The following is a 14,667-nucleotide window of genomic DNA, read 5'->3' as shown; positions in this document are numbered from 1 at the left end:
CCGAAAGAGCCCGCCGCAAGGCGGGCTTTTTTTGCGGCCGCCGCCAGGCCACGCGCGACATCCGATATAAAACATGACATCAGATTAACGCTGTAATTCATTAGACAGTTATCTGTTCCCTCTCTACTCTGGCGCCCATCTAAAGACGGAGGGCAGCGCCCATCCGTCATAAAAATCCAGCCAGCGGCGTCCCGCGACATCGCCAGGCTGTTCGACCTAGAGAGGAGGAGTACCGATGAAAGTTGGCTCGATGCGCCGCCGTGCCTCCGCACCGCGGATGATCCTGGGCACCTCGCTGACAGCGATCGCGATGGCGATCGCACAGAGCGCCGCCGCGCAGGACACCGCCGCCGCGACGCCGGCGCAATCCCCGGCCGTCTGTCCGACGGCAAACGATCCGAACGCCCTGTGCACGCCACCCGGCAGCGCCGATGATGCCGGCATCGCCGAAGTCGTCGTTCACGGTGTGCGCAGCAGCGTCGAGAGCGCGATCGGGATCAAGCGCAACTCTCAGGAAATCATCGATTCGATCGTCGCCGAAGACATCGGCAAGCTGCCCGACAACAGCGTCGCTGCGGCATTGCAGCGCGTCACCGGCGTGCAGGTGGAACGTGCCAACGGCGAAGTCAGCACGGTACTGATCCGCGGCCTGCCCGACGTCGTCACCACGCTCAACGGCCGCGACGTGTTCACGACCACCGGTCGCTCGATCTCGCTGGCCGACATCCCCGCCGACCTGCTGCAGCGCGTCGACGTCTACAAGACGATGACCGCCGAACAGCCCGAAGGCGGCATCGCCGGCACCATCGACGTGCGCCTGCATCGCCCGTTCGACTTCGAACCGGGCCTGAAAGTGGCCGGCGGCCTGCGCGAGGTCTACAGCGAGCAGGCCGACAAGTACGACCCGGTCGGCAGCCTGACCGTCAGCAACCGCTGGAAGAACGACTGGGGCGAGTTCGGCGCACTGGCGAGCTACTCGTACCAGCGCCGCCGCTACCAGGAAAGCAGCACGTTCAACTTCATCTCCGATCTGGTCGACAATCCGGCCAATCCGGGCCAGGAAATCTATCGTCCGGAGACGATGGGTGCGATCTACAACATCGGCGACCGCGACCGCCGTTCCGGCAACATCTCGCTGCAGTGGCGGCCGAACGACAACACCGAGCTGTACTTCGACGGTCTGGCGATCGGCTATGACGAACGCCGCCAGGCGAACTACTGGATTCCGCTGCCGGTGCTCGTCGACTCGTCGAACGTCGTCGACGTCACGCTACGCGGCGACACCAACGTCGCGCAGACCATGGAAGCGACGAATCTGTTCACACTGACCAGCAATCAGGGCTATCGCAACAGCTCCGACACCTTCCAGGGCTCGCTCGGCGGGCTCTGGGAGAACGACAGCATGAAGCTCTCGAGCGAGCTGACGCACACGTATTCGTCGGCCGACAATCGCGATTTCATCGTCGATACCGCGTTCATCGCGCCGGACATCACGATGAACTTCTCCAACGGCGGCGCCGCCGACGCCACCGTACGCAACGCCGACGGCTCGGCTTTCGACCTGACCGACTCGTCGAACTACTGGGTTCATCAGTACTACGACGACTGGAGCCATCAGCGCGGCAGCGAGTGGGCCTGGAAGGGCGACAGCACCTTTCATCTGAACTTCGGTCCGGTGGATAAATTTGATGCCGGCCTGCGCTTCAGCCGCCGCATGGCGACCAATGTCGGCGAGAACTCCGGCGGCAAGACCAACAACCGCAGCGACGGCGAGCTGGTCTACGTCGACAGCATTCCGGGCCTGGCCGCGACCACGCCGAACAATCTGCTCGACGGCGCACGCGACATGTCGACGCGGCAATGGACCGTCGCCGACCGTGATTTCATCATGCAGAACTCCGACGAAATCCGCTCGGCGATGGGTTACGACACCGGCACGCCGGCCGCCGACCCATCCCTGTATTTCAACGACCGCGAGGACAACTACGCGTTCTACGCGCAGGCGCACTATCTGTTCGACGTCGGCAGCCTGCCACTCGACGGCTTCGTTGGCGCGCGCGTCGTGCGCCTGAATTCGACGCTGCGCGGCACGCAGATCGACGGCGATACCGGCGACACCGCGCCCGTGTCGATCGACAAGCACGACACCGAAGTCCTGCCGACGCTCAATGCGCGCCTGAAGTTCACGCCGGACCTGTTCTTGCGTGGTGCCTACGGCCGCACCATCACGCGGCCGAGCTTCGCCAACCTCAACCCGCAGCTGACGCTGTACCAGGCGACGGCGACCGTGCCAGCGACCGGCAGTGGCGGCAACCCCGACCTCGATGCGGTGAAGTCGAACAATGTCGACATCTCGCTCGAGTGGTATTTCGCACCGGGCGGCGAACTGGCGGCAACGACGTTCTACCGCGGCATCAAGGGCTACATCCAGACCTATTCGAGCACCGAGACGATCGACGGCACCGACTACAACGTCAGCATGCCGCAGAACACCGGGCACGGCACGCTCAAGGGCGTCGAGCTGCAGTACGTGCAGTTCTTCGACATGCTGCCGGGCTGGATGTCGGGCTTCGGCACGCAGCTCAACGCCACGTTCATCAGCGCGCAGACCGAGTCGCCGGAAGGCGTCGACCAGGACCTGGTCAACGTTTCCAAGCGCGCCTACAACGCGATCCTGATGTACGAGAAATACGGCTTCTCGGCGCGCGTCGCCTACAACTGGCGCAGCAAGTACGTGTCGGCCTACGACCCCGGCGGCGATCAGCCGCAGGAGATCGACATCAAGCCGTCCGACAACCTCGACGCGCAGGTCAGTTACGACATCAGCGAGCACTTCACCGTTTCGCTGGAAGGCACCAACCTGATGCGCGAAGTCTCGCAGACCTACTTCGGCAACTCGTATCAATTCCCGCGTGACACCGCACGGCTCGAACGCACGTTCACCGCCGGCATGCGCTTCCGTTTCTGACGGTCTCTCCCCTGACCTCCGGCGATCTCGGAGGTCTTTTCTATTCCGGGTCACGGCGCGACCAAGCGCGCCGGGACCCCGTTCGATGACGACAGCCAGGAAATCGACGATGGCCCTTGCAACGATCACCCGCGTCACCCGCCTCGCCGCCGTGCTGGCGGCCACCGTCGCCGGCGCCGCCGCGGCGGCGCCGGCGACGGTGCCGATGGAACTGCACGCCGACGAACCGGGCGGCCACGTCAGCCGCAATCTGTTCGGGCAGTTCGCCGAGCACCTCGGCACCGGCATCTACGGCGGCGTCTGGGTCGGCGAGGACTCGAAGATCCCGAACGTCGACGGCTACCGCAAGGATGTCGTCGACGCCCTGCGCAAGCTCGACGTGCCGGTGGTGCGCTGGCCCGGCGGCTGCTTCGCCGACGAATACCACTGGCGCGAGGGCGTCGGACCGCGCGATCGGCGTCCGGTGCGCGTCAACACGCATTGGGGCGGCGTCACCGAAAGCAACGCGTTCGGCACGCACGAGTTCATGAACTTCGCCGAACTGATCGGCGCGCAGGCCTACGTCGCCGGCAACGTCGGCGACGCGCCGCCCGAGGAAATGGCGAGCTGGGTCGAGTACATGACCTCGCCGACGCAATCGACACTCGCCAACGAACGCCGCGCCAACGGCCGCGACCAGCCCTGGCAGCTGCCGTACTTCGGCATCGGTAACGAGCTCTGGGGCTGCGGCGGCAACATGCGTCCCGAATACGCGGCCGATCTGTACCGCCGCTACCAGACCTTCGTGAAGAGTCCGGCGACGCAGCACATCGACAAGATCGCGCCCGGCGCCAACGTCGACGACTATCACTGGACCGACGTGATGATGAAGGTCGCCGGCAAGTTCATGGACGGTCTGTCGCTGCACTACTACACGATCCCCGGCAACTTCGAGCACAAGAAATCGGCCACCGACTTCGACGAGAACGACTGGGCCGAGACCATGCAGAAAGCCCATTACATGGACGAGCTGATCACCCGGCACAGCGCGATCATGGACAAATACGATCCGGACAAGAAAGTCGCGCTGGTGGTCGACGAATGGGGCACCTGGTATCTGCCGACGCCGGGCACCAACCCCGGCTTCCTGCAGCAGCAGAACACTTTGCGCGACGCGCTGGTCGCGGCGATCCACCTGAACATCTTCCAGCATCACACCGACCGCGTGCGCATGGCCAACATCGCGCAGATGGTCAACGTGCTGCAGGCGATGATCTTCACGCAGGGTGACAGGATGGTACTGACGCCGACCTATCACGTGTTCATGATGTACAAGCCGTTCATGGACGCCACGCACCTGCCGCTCGACGTCGAATCGCCGATCTATCGACACGGCGACTGGAGCGTGCCGCAGATCAGCAGCGCTGCCGCACGCGGCAAGGACGGCCAGGTCTATATCGCGCTCGCCAATCTCGACCCCGAGCACGCCGCGCCGGTATCGATCAAGCTCGACGGCACAGCCGCACGACGCGTCAGCGGCAGGATCCTGACGGCGAAGACGATGAACGCGATGAACACCTTCGCCGAGCCCGACAAGCTGGTGCCGACCGCGTTCGACGGCGCGAAGATCCGCAGCGGCCGGCTGTCGGCCGAGCTGCCGGCAAAGTCGGTCGTCGTACTCGAGCTGCACTGACGCCGCAGCGCATTGCGCGCGGGCCACCCGTCGTTGCGGCGGGTGGCCTTTTTCGTGCCCGGCCGCGCCGTGCTCAGGGCGCCGTGTCGGCGGCGACCGGCAACATGCCGGCGCAGACCGGAAACGCCCGGCACAGCCAGAATTCGCGACCGGCGAGCCGGCCGGTATCGATGCGGCGGCGCTGCACCTCGCCGTCGCATTTCGGGCAGCGCGGTTCGGCGGCTACCGTCGCGCCCGCCGCAACGAGCAGCGTCGTCACGTCGGGTTCGGGCGCGGCGGCCGGCCGATCCGCGACGACCGGCACGTTCGGCGTCGGCTCGATGCGTGGCTCGATGCGCGCGGGCCGCCGCGCGTCGCCCGGCGCGAAGTCGATCAGCGCCTGCAGCTGCCGGCGCAGCACGTCGGCGCGATAGCGGCTGCTGACCGGCACCTCGAGCAGCGGCAATCCGGCCTGCTGGCAGGCGTTGCGCAGAAAATCGTCACGGCGGCGCCGGTCAGCACGCCGGTGCGAGCCGTCGTTGAGTTCGATCGCGATGCGCGGGCTCAGCTCGGCGTGCTCGCAGATCACGAAGTCGAAGTGCTTGGCGTTGATGCGGTTGAACGCGGACTGCCAGCGTCCGCGACTCACGGCCTCGACGCTGAGTACGTCGGCGACGCGAACCATCGCGAAGATCCGGTATTGCCCGGCGACCGCGCTTTCGAGCGCGCTGAGGAATGCGCGCTCGGCCGCCGACAGCAGCACCGGCTTGGTGACGTAGCGCGCGTCGTCGACCGCCGCATCATCGCGCCGGCGCAGCCGCTGCGCGGCGATGACGATGATGATCGCCAGCACGATCGCGACGATGAGCAGACCCTGCACGCACAACTCCGGAGAATGGGGGATGCGGGCAATCTAGCCGCAGCGGCGCGCAAAAGAAAACCCGGCGGCCATGCGCACCGCCGGGCGGGAGTCGACGAACGAAGGCCGTCAGTCGAGTACGTGCGGGTCGATCAGCGGCCAGCCGTCATGGTCCCAGTGCATCGGCGTGACCTTGAGCTTGGACTGGCCGTGGTCGTGTTCGTCGTAGGCGTGGAAGACCAGATAGTCCTGGCCACCGAAGGTGTAGGCGCTGTTGTGGCCGACGCCCGGATAGTTGGCATTGCCCTTGAGCACGATGGTGCCACCGCCCTGGGCCATTTCCTTGCCGCTGCGGTCGACATACGGGCCGGTGATCGAACGGCTGCGGCCGACCACGATCTTGTACGTGCTGTCGATGCCGCGGCAGCAGTAGTCCCAGGAAACGAACAGGTAGTACCAGCCGTTGTGATGGAAGATGAACGGCGCTTCGATCGCCGCCGGTTCCGGCTCGGCATCGTCGACGAAGATGTCGCGCTCGCGCTTGGCCAGCGTATACCACTGCTGCGGCTCGGCCGGCGCGTCGAGCGCGGCGTCGAGGCGGAACATCTTGACGCCGCCCCAGAACGAGCCGAACACCAGATACGGCGTGCCGTCGTCGTCGAGCGCCAAGTTCGGATCGATCGCGTTCCACAGATCGCGATACGGTATCGAGCGGATCACCGGCCCGTGATCGACCCAGTGATAGTCCGGCGACGCCGGATCGAGCGTCTTGTTGGTCACCAGGCCGATCGCCGAAGTGTTCTTGCCGATCGCCGAGACCGAGTAGTAAAGATAGTAGCGGCCGTGATGGAACGAGATGTCCGGCGCCCACATGCTGCCCTGGTAATCGGGCACGATCGCATGCGTCCACGCCGGCGGCGACGCGAACACACGCGGCTCGGCCTTCCAGGTCTTCAGATCCTTGGAGCTGTGCACCTCGATGCCGTCGCCGGTGCCGAACAGATAGTAGGTGCCGTTCGCCTCGATCATCGTCGGGTCGTGCACGTGGATGTCGGCGCGGTAGCCGTCGTCGCTGCGCGGCGCCGCGTTGGCGCAGCCGGCGACGACGATCGCCAGGATGGCCGCTGCGGCGGCCGGCCAGGCCATGCGGATCTTCATCGTTGTGCTCCTTCTCAGCGTTGCGGCAGACCGAAGACCGGCTGGCCGTCGGCGCTCCAGTCGATCGCCTGCACGCAGGTATGGCGATCCGGATTCCACAGCGGGTCACCGACGATTTCCGTGTAGTTGCGCGCGTGATAAACGATCAGGTCAGTACCGCCGTCGGCCGACACCGTGAAGCTGTTGTGGCCGGGGCCGTAGACCTCGCGCTCGGCGCAGCTGCCGAACACCGGTTGCGCGGACTTGGTCCAGCTCGCCGGATCGAGCGGATCGGCGTCGACCGGCGCCTGCAGCAGGCCCATGCAGTAACGCTCGTCGGTGGCACTCGCCGAATAGGTGATGAAGACCTTGCCGTGACGGATCAGCACCGACGGCCCTTCGTTGACCCAGAAGCCCTGGATCTCCCAGTCGAACTCCGGCTTGCTCAGCATCACCGGCGTGGCGCCGAGCTGCCACGGCGTCTTCATCGGCGCGATGTACAGATTCGAGTTGCCGGTGATCGCCGGGTCTTTCTGCGCCCACACGTAGTAGCGCTGCCCGCGGTGCGCGAAGCTGGTCGCGTCGAGGCTGAAGCTGTCGAGGCCGGTGTCGACGCGGCCGAGCGTCTCCCACGGACCGTCGAGCGGGTTGGCGGCGGTCGTGCGCAGCACGTACATGCGGTGCTGGAACAGGCCGTCGACGATCTCGCGCGACGGCGCCGCCGCGAAATAGACGTACCACGCACCGTCGATGTAGTGGATCTCCGGCGCCCAGATCAGCGAACTCGTCGCGCCGCTCGGCGGCGCGCGCCAGATGTCGACGGTCGGCGCCGCCGGCAGTGCCTCAAGCGTCGCCGCGCGGCGCAGCTCGATGCGGTCGTATTCGGGCACCGAGGCGGTGAAGTAGTAATAGCCATCCGTGTGGCGGTAAATGCACGGATCGGCGCGTTGCGGAATCAGCGGATTGTGAAACGACATGTCTGCGCTCGAATGAAAATCGGAAGAGACGGCGTCAGGCGGCCGACGGCGCCAGCGGTTGCGCTCCGGGCGTCGCCATCGGCGTCGCCAGCTGCTGCTTCATCTCGCGGTAATACGCGTCGGTGATGCGGTAGCGGAACATCAGCAGGCCCATCAGCGCATGGAACGCGCCGGGGATGATCGACAGCATCAGCGCGATGCCGGTCAGGGTGAATTCGCTCTGCACCTTGTCCGGCACGTACTGGTAGTACGTCAGCAGACCGCCGACGATCGCGCCGGCAATGCCCATGCCGGCCTTCTGACAGAACGAGATGCCGCCGAACGCCAGCCCCGCGACGCGCTTACCGGTCTTGACCTCGCCGTAGTCGACCGCCTCGGCGATCGCCGACCAGAATACCGGCGCATGCAGATCGACGATCAGCGACAGCAGGAAATACAGCACGAAGGCGAGCATCACGTCGCCCGGCCCGACGAGCACGAACAGCAGGACGCTGAGCACGCCGACGGCCAGCTGGCTGTAGCGGAACAGCTTCACCTTGCAGTATTTCTTGGTGATCCACGTCGACACGACCATCGCCAGGATCGCCGCGCCGACGCCGGTGGTCAGGAACATCGAGATCATCTTCGCCGAGCCGCCGAGGTAGTACTTGGCGTAGTACGCGGCGACCGAGCCACGGATCACGTAGCCGATCGTGCCGGTCACGCAAACCGCGCACAGCACCAGCCATTGATCGTTGCGCACCAGCAAACGCACCTGCTCGCCGAACGGCTTGCGGTCCACCTCGTGCTCGAGCCGCTCGGTGGTGGTGAAGAAACAGAACAGGAACAGCGCCGTCGCCATCAGCCCCATCAGCCCCATCGCCATCTGGTAGCCGAATTGCAGGCTGCCGGCGCCCCAGACCGCGGCCAGCTGCGGCACGATGATCGTCACCAGAAACGCGGCGATCTTGGCGAAGAACAGACGATAGCCGTTGGCCGACAGACGCTCCTGCGGATCATGCGTCAGCACGCTGATGATCGAGATGTATGGAATCGTCACACCGGTGAAAATCAGCGTCACCAGCGTATACGTCGAATAGGCCCAGGCCAGCTTGCCGGCATACGAGAAGTCCGGCGTGCTGAACGTCAGGAACACCGAGATGCCGAACGGCACCGCGAGGAACAGGAAGTACGGCCGATAGCGGCCCCAGCGCGTTTTCACCTTGTCGGTGATGATGCCCATCAGCGGGTCGGTGACGGCGTCGATCAGGCGCACGGCGACGAACAGCAGAGCGAGGTCGGACGGCTTGAGCCCGAACACGTCGGTATAGAAAAACGTGATGATCAGCATCATCGACGAGATGACGACGTTGACCGCCATGTCGCCGGTGCCGTACCCGATCTTCTCGAGTACGGTCATCCTCTGGGTCTGCATCTGCTCTGCCTCCAATCAAAATTCTTTTTGTCTATGCGCCGGGGTTCGATGCCCCGTCGCCACCGCGAGGGCGGCATCTTAGCCTCCGCGGCGCCGGTCGTACGCCCGGCGCTCGCTTCGAGGTATTGCGGAGCCGAGCGCATCATTCAAATCTGCGGATCGCGTTCCCATTCCGGGCGTACGCGGCAGTAGACGGCGTAGCGCTCGTTCTGGATCTGGTACAGCGGGATGAACGTCAGCCGCTCGGCGATGCCCTGTGCTTCGAACGTCAGGGCCTGACCGGCGAGCGGCTGCATCCACGACTGATCGGGCTTGAAGTACACCGACGGCAGCTGCTCGCCGATGAAACGGTTGAACGACGGCCGCTGGTCGGCGACCTCGATCATGTCCGGCGTCAGGCCGTCGCCGCCGAGTCGCGCCGCCAGCACCAGCGGTCCGTACATCATCGCCTGCAGGCCGTCATCGTCCGGCAGCGGCGCGGCGTGCAGCGCCATCGGCAAGCCCAGCGCGACGACGTCACCATCGGCGAAGCGACGTCGCAGCGCGTAGTACGTGCCGGGCTGCAGCGTGACATCCTGCGGCTGGCCGTTGACGCTCAGCGTCGCGCCCCGGGCCCAGGCCGGAATGCGCAGCTGCAGCGTCAGCGTTCGCGGCCGGCGCAGCTTCAGCTTCAGTGTCGTGCCTTGCTGCTGCGGAAACGCCGTCTCCTGACGCAGCCTCAGCCCCTGCTCCGGCCAGTGCAGCTCGGAAGCGATGAACAGATTGACGTAGAGCTGCTCGCCGGTGTGGAAGTAGATCGTGTCCTGGGTCTTGGCGAATTCTTCGGTGCCGGTCCCGGTGCAGCACCAGAACGAGTCGTACGGCTTGTTGAAGACTTTCCAGTAGCCGGCGTCGAGCGGCACGAAGTACATCATCATGCCGCGCGCGTCCTGGGTGCCGAGCCGCGAATTGAACAGTACGCGCTCGTAGTAGTCGATCAGCGCCGCGTCCGGCCGCCAGCCATACAGATGGCGGGTCAGCTTCAGCATGTTGTAGCTGCAGCAGCATTCCTGCGTGTGGCCGCTGAGCTGGCCGGCGAACTGGTCGGGTCCGGCCCAACGCTCGTAGTTGCTGGTGCCGCCGGTGCAGTACGCGTGATGGCCGGTGACGGTCTTCCAGAAGAACGCGGCGATGTCGTGATAGCGCGCCTCGCCGGTCAGCTCGTAGCCGCGCGCGGCGCCGACGATCTTGGGGATATTGGTGTTGGCGTGCAGTCCGGCCAGCGCGTCGCGGTGCGCCGCCAGCGGATCGAACACCGCGTGATGATCGAAGCGTCGCGCCATCTGCTCGTAGCGCGCGTCGCCGATCAGGCCGTACAGCGTGAAATAGCTTTCATTGATGCCGCCGAATTCGACGTCGAGGATCTGCTTCCAGTCGTCGTCGCCGAATGGCGCCGACCACGCTGCCAGCCAGTCCGCCATGCCACGCGCCATCGTCAGCGCACGCGCATCACCGGTGTGCTGATGTACATCGATGAGGCCGGCGATCAGCTTGTGCCAGGTATAGATCGGCACCCAGACGTTCTCGTGGCGGCCGAGACGATCGAAGAAGCTGTCGGGGAACGCACTCAGGTAACCGTCGTCGCGCTGGCACGCCGCCAGTCCGTCGAGCACCGCCTGCAGCTGCGTGCGGATCGCGGGGTCGTCGCCGGCGGCGAGCAACAGCGCGCAGGCCGAAAGATAGTGGCCGACGAAGTGGCCGCGCAGCTCGCAGTGCGGCGACTCCCAGCCGCCCAGCGGTTCGGCGGCCGACGGCTGACCGGCGGTGACGCGAAAATTGTGCAGCAGGCGCTCGGGCGCGAGGGCCAGCAGATAGCGGCGGTCGAGATCGCGCGCGACCTTGAACGGACCGTCGAGCAGACACACCTGCCGCGCCGCGAACGGCTGCGCTTGCCAGGCCACCGCGTCGGCGCGGGCCGGCGGCAGCGGCGCGATCGCATCGGCGCTCGCATTCGCGGCGCGGATCACCGTCCACGCTGCGGCGCCAAGCGCGGCACCGTGCTGGATGATTTCGCGGCGGGTTGGCATCGCTCGGGGCTCCGGTCTCAGACGCGCGTGCGGCGCAGGCCGGCGAACAGGCGCTGCAGCAGGCAGAACAGGAACAGCAGCCCGCCGATGACGATCTTCGTCCACCACGAGCTGAGCGTGCCGTCGATGGTGATGATGGTCTGGATCAGGCCGAGGATCAGCACGCCGAACAGCGTGCCGACAAGGTAGCCGCTGCCGCCGGTCAGCAGCGTGCCGCCGACCACGACGGCGGCGATCGCGTCGAGTTCCAGGCCCTGCGCATGCAGGCTGTAGCCGGACAGCATGTAGAACGTGTAGACGATGCCGGCCAGCGCCGAGCACGCGCCGCTCAGGGCATAGACGCCGATCTGTGTCGCCGCGACCGGCAGGCCCATCAGCCGCGCCGACGCCTCGCTGCCGCCGAGCGCATAGATGCTGCGGCCGAACGCCGTGGCGTGCGCAAGCCAGATGCCGGCGAGCAGCACGCCGATCGACAGCAGCGCACCAACCGACAGAGAACAGCCGCCGCCGAGCGACAGGCGCGCTTCGGCGATCGACATGTAGACCGGATTGGTGATGCTGATCGAATCGACGCTGATCAGAAAGCTGATGCCGCGCGCGAGAAACATGCCGCCGAGCGTGACGACGAACGGCTGCAGCCGGAAGCGCTGGATCAGCAGGCCCATCGCGCCGCCGAACGCGGCGCCCATCAGCAGCATCAACGGCATCACCAGCCACGGATTCCAGCCGTGATGCTCGACCAGCACCGCCGATACCACCGTCGTCAGCGCGATCACCGAGCCGACCGACAGGTCGATACCGCCGGTCAGGATCACGAAGGTCATGCCGACCGCGACGATCAACAGAAAGGCATTGTCGACGAACAGGTTGAGAAAGATCTGCGGCTGCAGCAGGCCGTCGTAGACGATGCCGCCCGCGACCGTCATGCTGACGAACAGCGCGATCGTGATCGCCAGCGGCGTGTACTTCGAGTCGAACAGCAGCAGCGCGCGCCAGCGCGGCATCGTCGGCCTCGGCGCCGGCGCGGTCAACGGCAGCGGCGCGCTCATGCGCGACGCTCCGTGCGCACCAGCCAGCCGCGCACGGTGGTGCGGAATTCGGCCGACTGCAACAGCATCACCGCGAACACCAACATCGCCTTGACGACCATGTTGACCTGCGGCGGGATGCCGACCGAATAAATCGTCGACGTCAGCGTCTGGATGATCAGCGCGCCGACGACGCTGCCGGCGAGACTGAAGCGGCCGCCGGTCAGCAGCGTGCCGCCAAGCGTCACGGCGAGGATCGCATCGAGTTCCAGCAGCTGTCCGGCGTTGTTGGCGTCGGCGCTCTTGACGTTGGAGCTGACGATCAGGCCGGCGACGCCGGCCATCAGCGCACAGAACATGTAGAGGCCGATCGTGATCAGCCGCGCGCGAATGCCGGCGACGCGCGACGCCACCGGGTTGACGCCGATCGCACGAATGAACAGGCCCAGTGCCGTACGGTTCAGCGCCACGTGCGTCAGCGCATAGATGGCGGCGACCACGAACAGCGTGAACGGCAAGCCGAGCAGGAAGCCGTTGCCGAGATAGAAGTAAGGCGGATAGTAGATCGTCAGGATCTGGCCGCCGCCGATCAACTGCGCGAGACCGCGGCCGGCGACCATCAGAATCAGCGTCGCGATGATCGGCTGCATGCCGGCGCGCACCACCAGCAGACCGTTCCACAAGCCGCAGGCCAGGGCCACGCCGAGCGCCCCGGCAATCGCCACCGGCATCGGCAGCCGGGTCACCGCCGTCGTCACGCCGTGATCGACGACCAGCGCGCCGCCGATCATCCATGCCGCGACCGTTGCCGAAATCGCCAGCACCGCACCGACCGAGATGTCGAGGCCGCGCACGGCGATCACCAGCGTCATGCCGATCGACACCAGAATCAGCGGCGCGGCGCGATTGACGATGTCGATCAGGTTGCCGTAGAGATGCCCCTCGCGCCACTGCAGCGCCAGGAAGCCGGGATTGAAGATGCCGTTGGCGACCAGCAGCAGCGCCAGCGTCAGCAGCGGCCAGAACAGCGTGTGCCCGCTCAGTTGCTTGAAGCGCGCGCTCATGCGGTCCCCGCAATCAGGTCGAGCACCGCGTGCTCGCTGCTGCCGCCCACCAATTCGCCGGCCTTGCGCCGTTCGCGCATCACCGCGATGCGGTCGCAGACGCGCACCAGCTCGTCGATTTCCGCCGAAATGAACAGCACGGCCATGCCTTGCCGGGCGAGCTTGAGAATCTCGCTCATGATCTCCTGCTTGGCGGCGATATCGATGCCGCGCGTCGGCTCGTCGAGCATCAGCAGCCGCGGCTCGGTGACCAGCCAGCGCGCCAGCACCACCTTCTGCTGATTGCCGCCGGACAGCAGTCCGACCGGCGTCTCGATGCTCGCGGTCTTGATGCCCAGCAGTTCGACGAAGCGCTGCGCGATCTCGTTCTGCTGCGCGCGCGACAGATAGCGGCGCAGGCCGAGCCGCGCCTGCAGCGCCAGCACGATGTTCTCGCGCACCGACAGCTCGGCGACGATGCCTTCGGTCTTGCGCTCCTCGGGGCACAGCGCGATTCCGTGCGCGATCGCCTCGGCCGGCGCGCGCCAGCGCCGCTCGTCGCCGTCAATCGCGATCACGCCGGCGTCCGCAGGGTCGAGGCCGAACAACAGCCGCGCCAGCTCGGTACGGCCGGAGCCGAGCAGACCGCCGAGGCCGAGCACCTCGCCGCGACGGATCTGCAGATCGGTCGGCCAGACGCCACCGCGTCGGCCCAGACCTTGCGCCGTCAGCAGCGGCGCCGCCTCGCCCGTCGGCACCGCCTGACGATCGGTGCCGGTCAGTGCGAATTCGCGGCCGACCATCGCCGAGATCAGCGCCGCCTGCGGCAGCTCGGATGTGCGGTACTCGCCGACGAAACCGCCGTTGCGCAGGACCGTGATGCGATCGCAGATCGCATAAACCTGATCGAGAAAGTGCGTGACGAACAGAATCGCCATGCCCTGCTCGCGCAGCGTGCGCATCACCGCGAACAGCTGGCGCACCTCGTCTTCGTCGAGGCTCGACGTCGGCTCGTCGAGAATCAGCACGCGCGCCGAGACGCTGACCGCGCGCGCGATCGCCACCATCTGCTGGATCGCGACCGGATAGCTCGACAGCGAACGCGTGACGTCGATGTCGAGATCGAGGCGGCGCATGATCGCCGCTGCCTCTTCATGCACGCGTGACCAGTGAATGGTCCGCGTCCAGCGCCGGCGCGCGAAGCGGCCGGCGCAGATGTTCTCGGCGACCGACAGGTTCGGACACAGATTGACTTCCTGATAGACGGTGCTGATGCCGAGCCGCTGCGCGTCGGCCGGCGAGCGCGGCGCGATCGGCTCGCCGACCAGCGCGATCGTGCCGTCGTCCGGCGCGACCACGCCGGTCAGCACCTTGATCAGCGTCGACTTGCCGGCGCCGTTCTGGCCCATCAGTGCATGCACCTCGCCGGCGCGCAGCGTCAGCTGCACGTCGTGCAGCGCCGCCACGCCGGCGTAGCGCTTGCCGATGCCGGACGCCTGCAGAATCGCCGTATCGCTCATCGTC

The 14,667-nt window shown here is 66.2% G+C and carries 10 protein-coding genes; 2 read left to right on the top strand and 8 right to left on the bottom strand.

The window, feature by feature from the left end; translation table 11 throughout:
- Window positions 1-235 precede the first annotated feature (235 nt).
- Both G7Y82_RS17985 and G7Y82_RS17980 read left to right on the top strand, forming a co-directional pair.
- Window positions 236-2,968: a TonB-dependent receptor gene (locus G7Y82_RS17985; RefSeq protein WP_206370821.1), complete on the top strand. Its 2,733-nt coding sequence runs from the start codon at window positions 236-238 to the stop codon at window positions 2,966-2,968.
- Window positions 2,969-3,077: 109 nt separating this feature from the next.
- Window positions 3,078-4,640, top strand: coding sequence for an alpha-N-arabinofuranosidase (locus G7Y82_RS17980; protein ID WP_168149535.1), 1,563 nt, complete (start codon window positions 3,078-3,080; stop codon window positions 4,638-4,640).
- A gap of 73 nt (window positions 4,641-4,713) precedes the next feature.
- Here the strand turns inward: G7Y82_RS17980 and G7Y82_RS17975 are convergent, their stop codons facing one another.
- The 8 genes from G7Y82_RS17975 to G7Y82_RS17940 all read right to left on the bottom strand — a co-directional run bounded on the left by G7Y82_RS17975 (window position 4,714) and on the right by G7Y82_RS17940 (window position 14,663).
- Entirely contained in the window at window positions 4,714-5,499 is a 786-nt protein-coding gene (locus tag G7Y82_RS17975; RefSeq protein WP_168149534.1) for a DUF2726 domain-containing protein, read from the bottom strand.
- Window positions 5,500-5,607: 108 nt separating this feature from the next.
- Complete coding sequence (locus tag G7Y82_RS17970) at window positions 5,608-6,636, bottom strand: arabinan endo-1,5-alpha-L-arabinosidase (RefSeq protein WP_206370819.1); 1,029 nt, start codon at window positions 6,634-6,636, stop codon at window positions 5,608-5,610.
- A 14-nt stretch (window positions 6,637-6,650) separates the two neighbouring features.
- Window positions 6,651-7,592, bottom strand: coding sequence for a glycoside hydrolase family 43 protein (locus G7Y82_RS17965; protein WP_168149533.1), 942 nt, complete (start codon window positions 7,590-7,592; stop codon window positions 6,651-6,653).
- A gap of 34 nt (window positions 7,593-7,626) precedes the next feature.
- Window positions 7,627-9,006, bottom strand: a complete 1,380-nt coding sequence (locus G7Y82_RS17960) for an MFS transporter (protein ID WP_168149532.1) — start codon at window positions 9,004-9,006, stop codon at window positions 7,627-7,629.
- Between the two features lie 146 nt (window positions 9,007-9,152).
- Window positions 9,153-11,072: a glycoside hydrolase family 127 protein gene (locus G7Y82_RS17955; protein WP_168149531.1), complete on the bottom strand. Its 1,920-nt coding sequence runs from the start codon at window positions 11,070-11,072 to the stop codon at window positions 9,153-9,155.
- Between the two features lie 17 nt (window positions 11,073-11,089).
- Window positions 11,090-12,121: a galactofuranose ABC transporter, permease protein YjfF gene (gene yjfF, locus G7Y82_RS17950; protein ID WP_168149530.1), complete on the bottom strand. Its 1,032-nt coding sequence runs from the start codon at window positions 12,119-12,121 to the stop codon at window positions 11,090-11,092.
- Window positions 12,118-13,164 carry an ABC transporter permease gene (locus G7Y82_RS17945; protein ID WP_168149529.1) on the bottom strand — a complete coding sequence of 349 codons (1,047 nt, stop codon included), beginning with the start codon at window positions 13,162-13,164 and terminating at the stop codon, window positions 12,118-12,120. The genes yjfF and G7Y82_RS17945 overlap by 4 nt, the downstream gene beginning before the upstream one ends.
- Window positions 13,161-14,663 carry a sugar ABC transporter ATP-binding protein gene (locus G7Y82_RS17940; protein ID WP_168149528.1) on the bottom strand — a complete coding sequence of 501 codons (1,503 nt, stop codon included), beginning with the start codon at window positions 14,661-14,663 and terminating at the stop codon, window positions 13,161-13,163. Before G7Y82_RS17940 ends, G7Y82_RS17945 begins: the two co-directional genes overlap by 4 nt.
- Window positions 14,664-14,667: the final 4 nt, after the last annotated feature.

The organism is Solimonas marina (assembly GCF_012241385.1).
GTDB lineage: Bacteria > Pseudomonadota > Gammaproteobacteria > Nevskiales > Nevskiaceae > Solimonas > Solimonas marina.
Note: the sequence above shows the minus strand (reverse complement) of the source record. Positions and strands in the feature narration are given on the sequence as shown.

What these genes read in the sequence shown, in the direction of transcription:
- G7Y82_RS17985 (WP_206370821.1), top strand. Translation starts at nt 236, where the DNA reads ATGAAAGTTGGCTCGATGCGCCGCCGTGCCTCCGCACCGCGGATGATC.
- G7Y82_RS17980 (WP_168149535.1), top strand. Translation starts at nt 3,078, where the DNA reads ATGGCCCTTGCAACGATCACCCGCGTCACCCGCCTCGCCGCCGTGCTG.
- G7Y82_RS17970 (WP_206370819.1), bottom strand. Translation starts at nt 6,636, where the DNA reads ATGAAGATCCGCATGGCCTGGCCGGCCGCCGCAGCGGCCATCCTGGCG.
- G7Y82_RS17965 (WP_168149533.1), bottom strand. Translation starts at nt 7,592, where the DNA reads ATGTCGTTTCACAATCCGCTGATTCCGCAACGCGCCGATCCGTGCATT.
- G7Y82_RS17960 (WP_168149532.1), bottom strand. Translation starts at nt 9,006, where the DNA reads ATGCAGACCCAGAGGATGACCGTACTCGAGAAGATCGGGTACGGCACC.
- G7Y82_RS17955 (WP_168149531.1), bottom strand. Translation starts at nt 11,072, where the DNA reads ATGCCAACCCGCCGCGAAATCATCCAGCACGGTGCCGCGCTTGGCGCC.
- yjfF (WP_168149530.1), bottom strand. Translation starts at nt 12,121, where the DNA reads ATGAGCGCGCCGCTGCCGTTGACCGCGCCGGCGCCGAGGCCGACGATG.
- G7Y82_RS17945 (WP_168149529.1), bottom strand. Translation starts at nt 13,164, where the DNA reads ATGAGCGCGCGCTTCAAGCAACTGAGCGGGCACACGCTGTTCTGGCCG.
- G7Y82_RS17940 (WP_168149528.1), bottom strand. Translation starts at nt 14,663, where the DNA reads ATGAGCGATACGGCGATTCTGCAGGCGTCCGGCATCGGCAAGCGCTAC.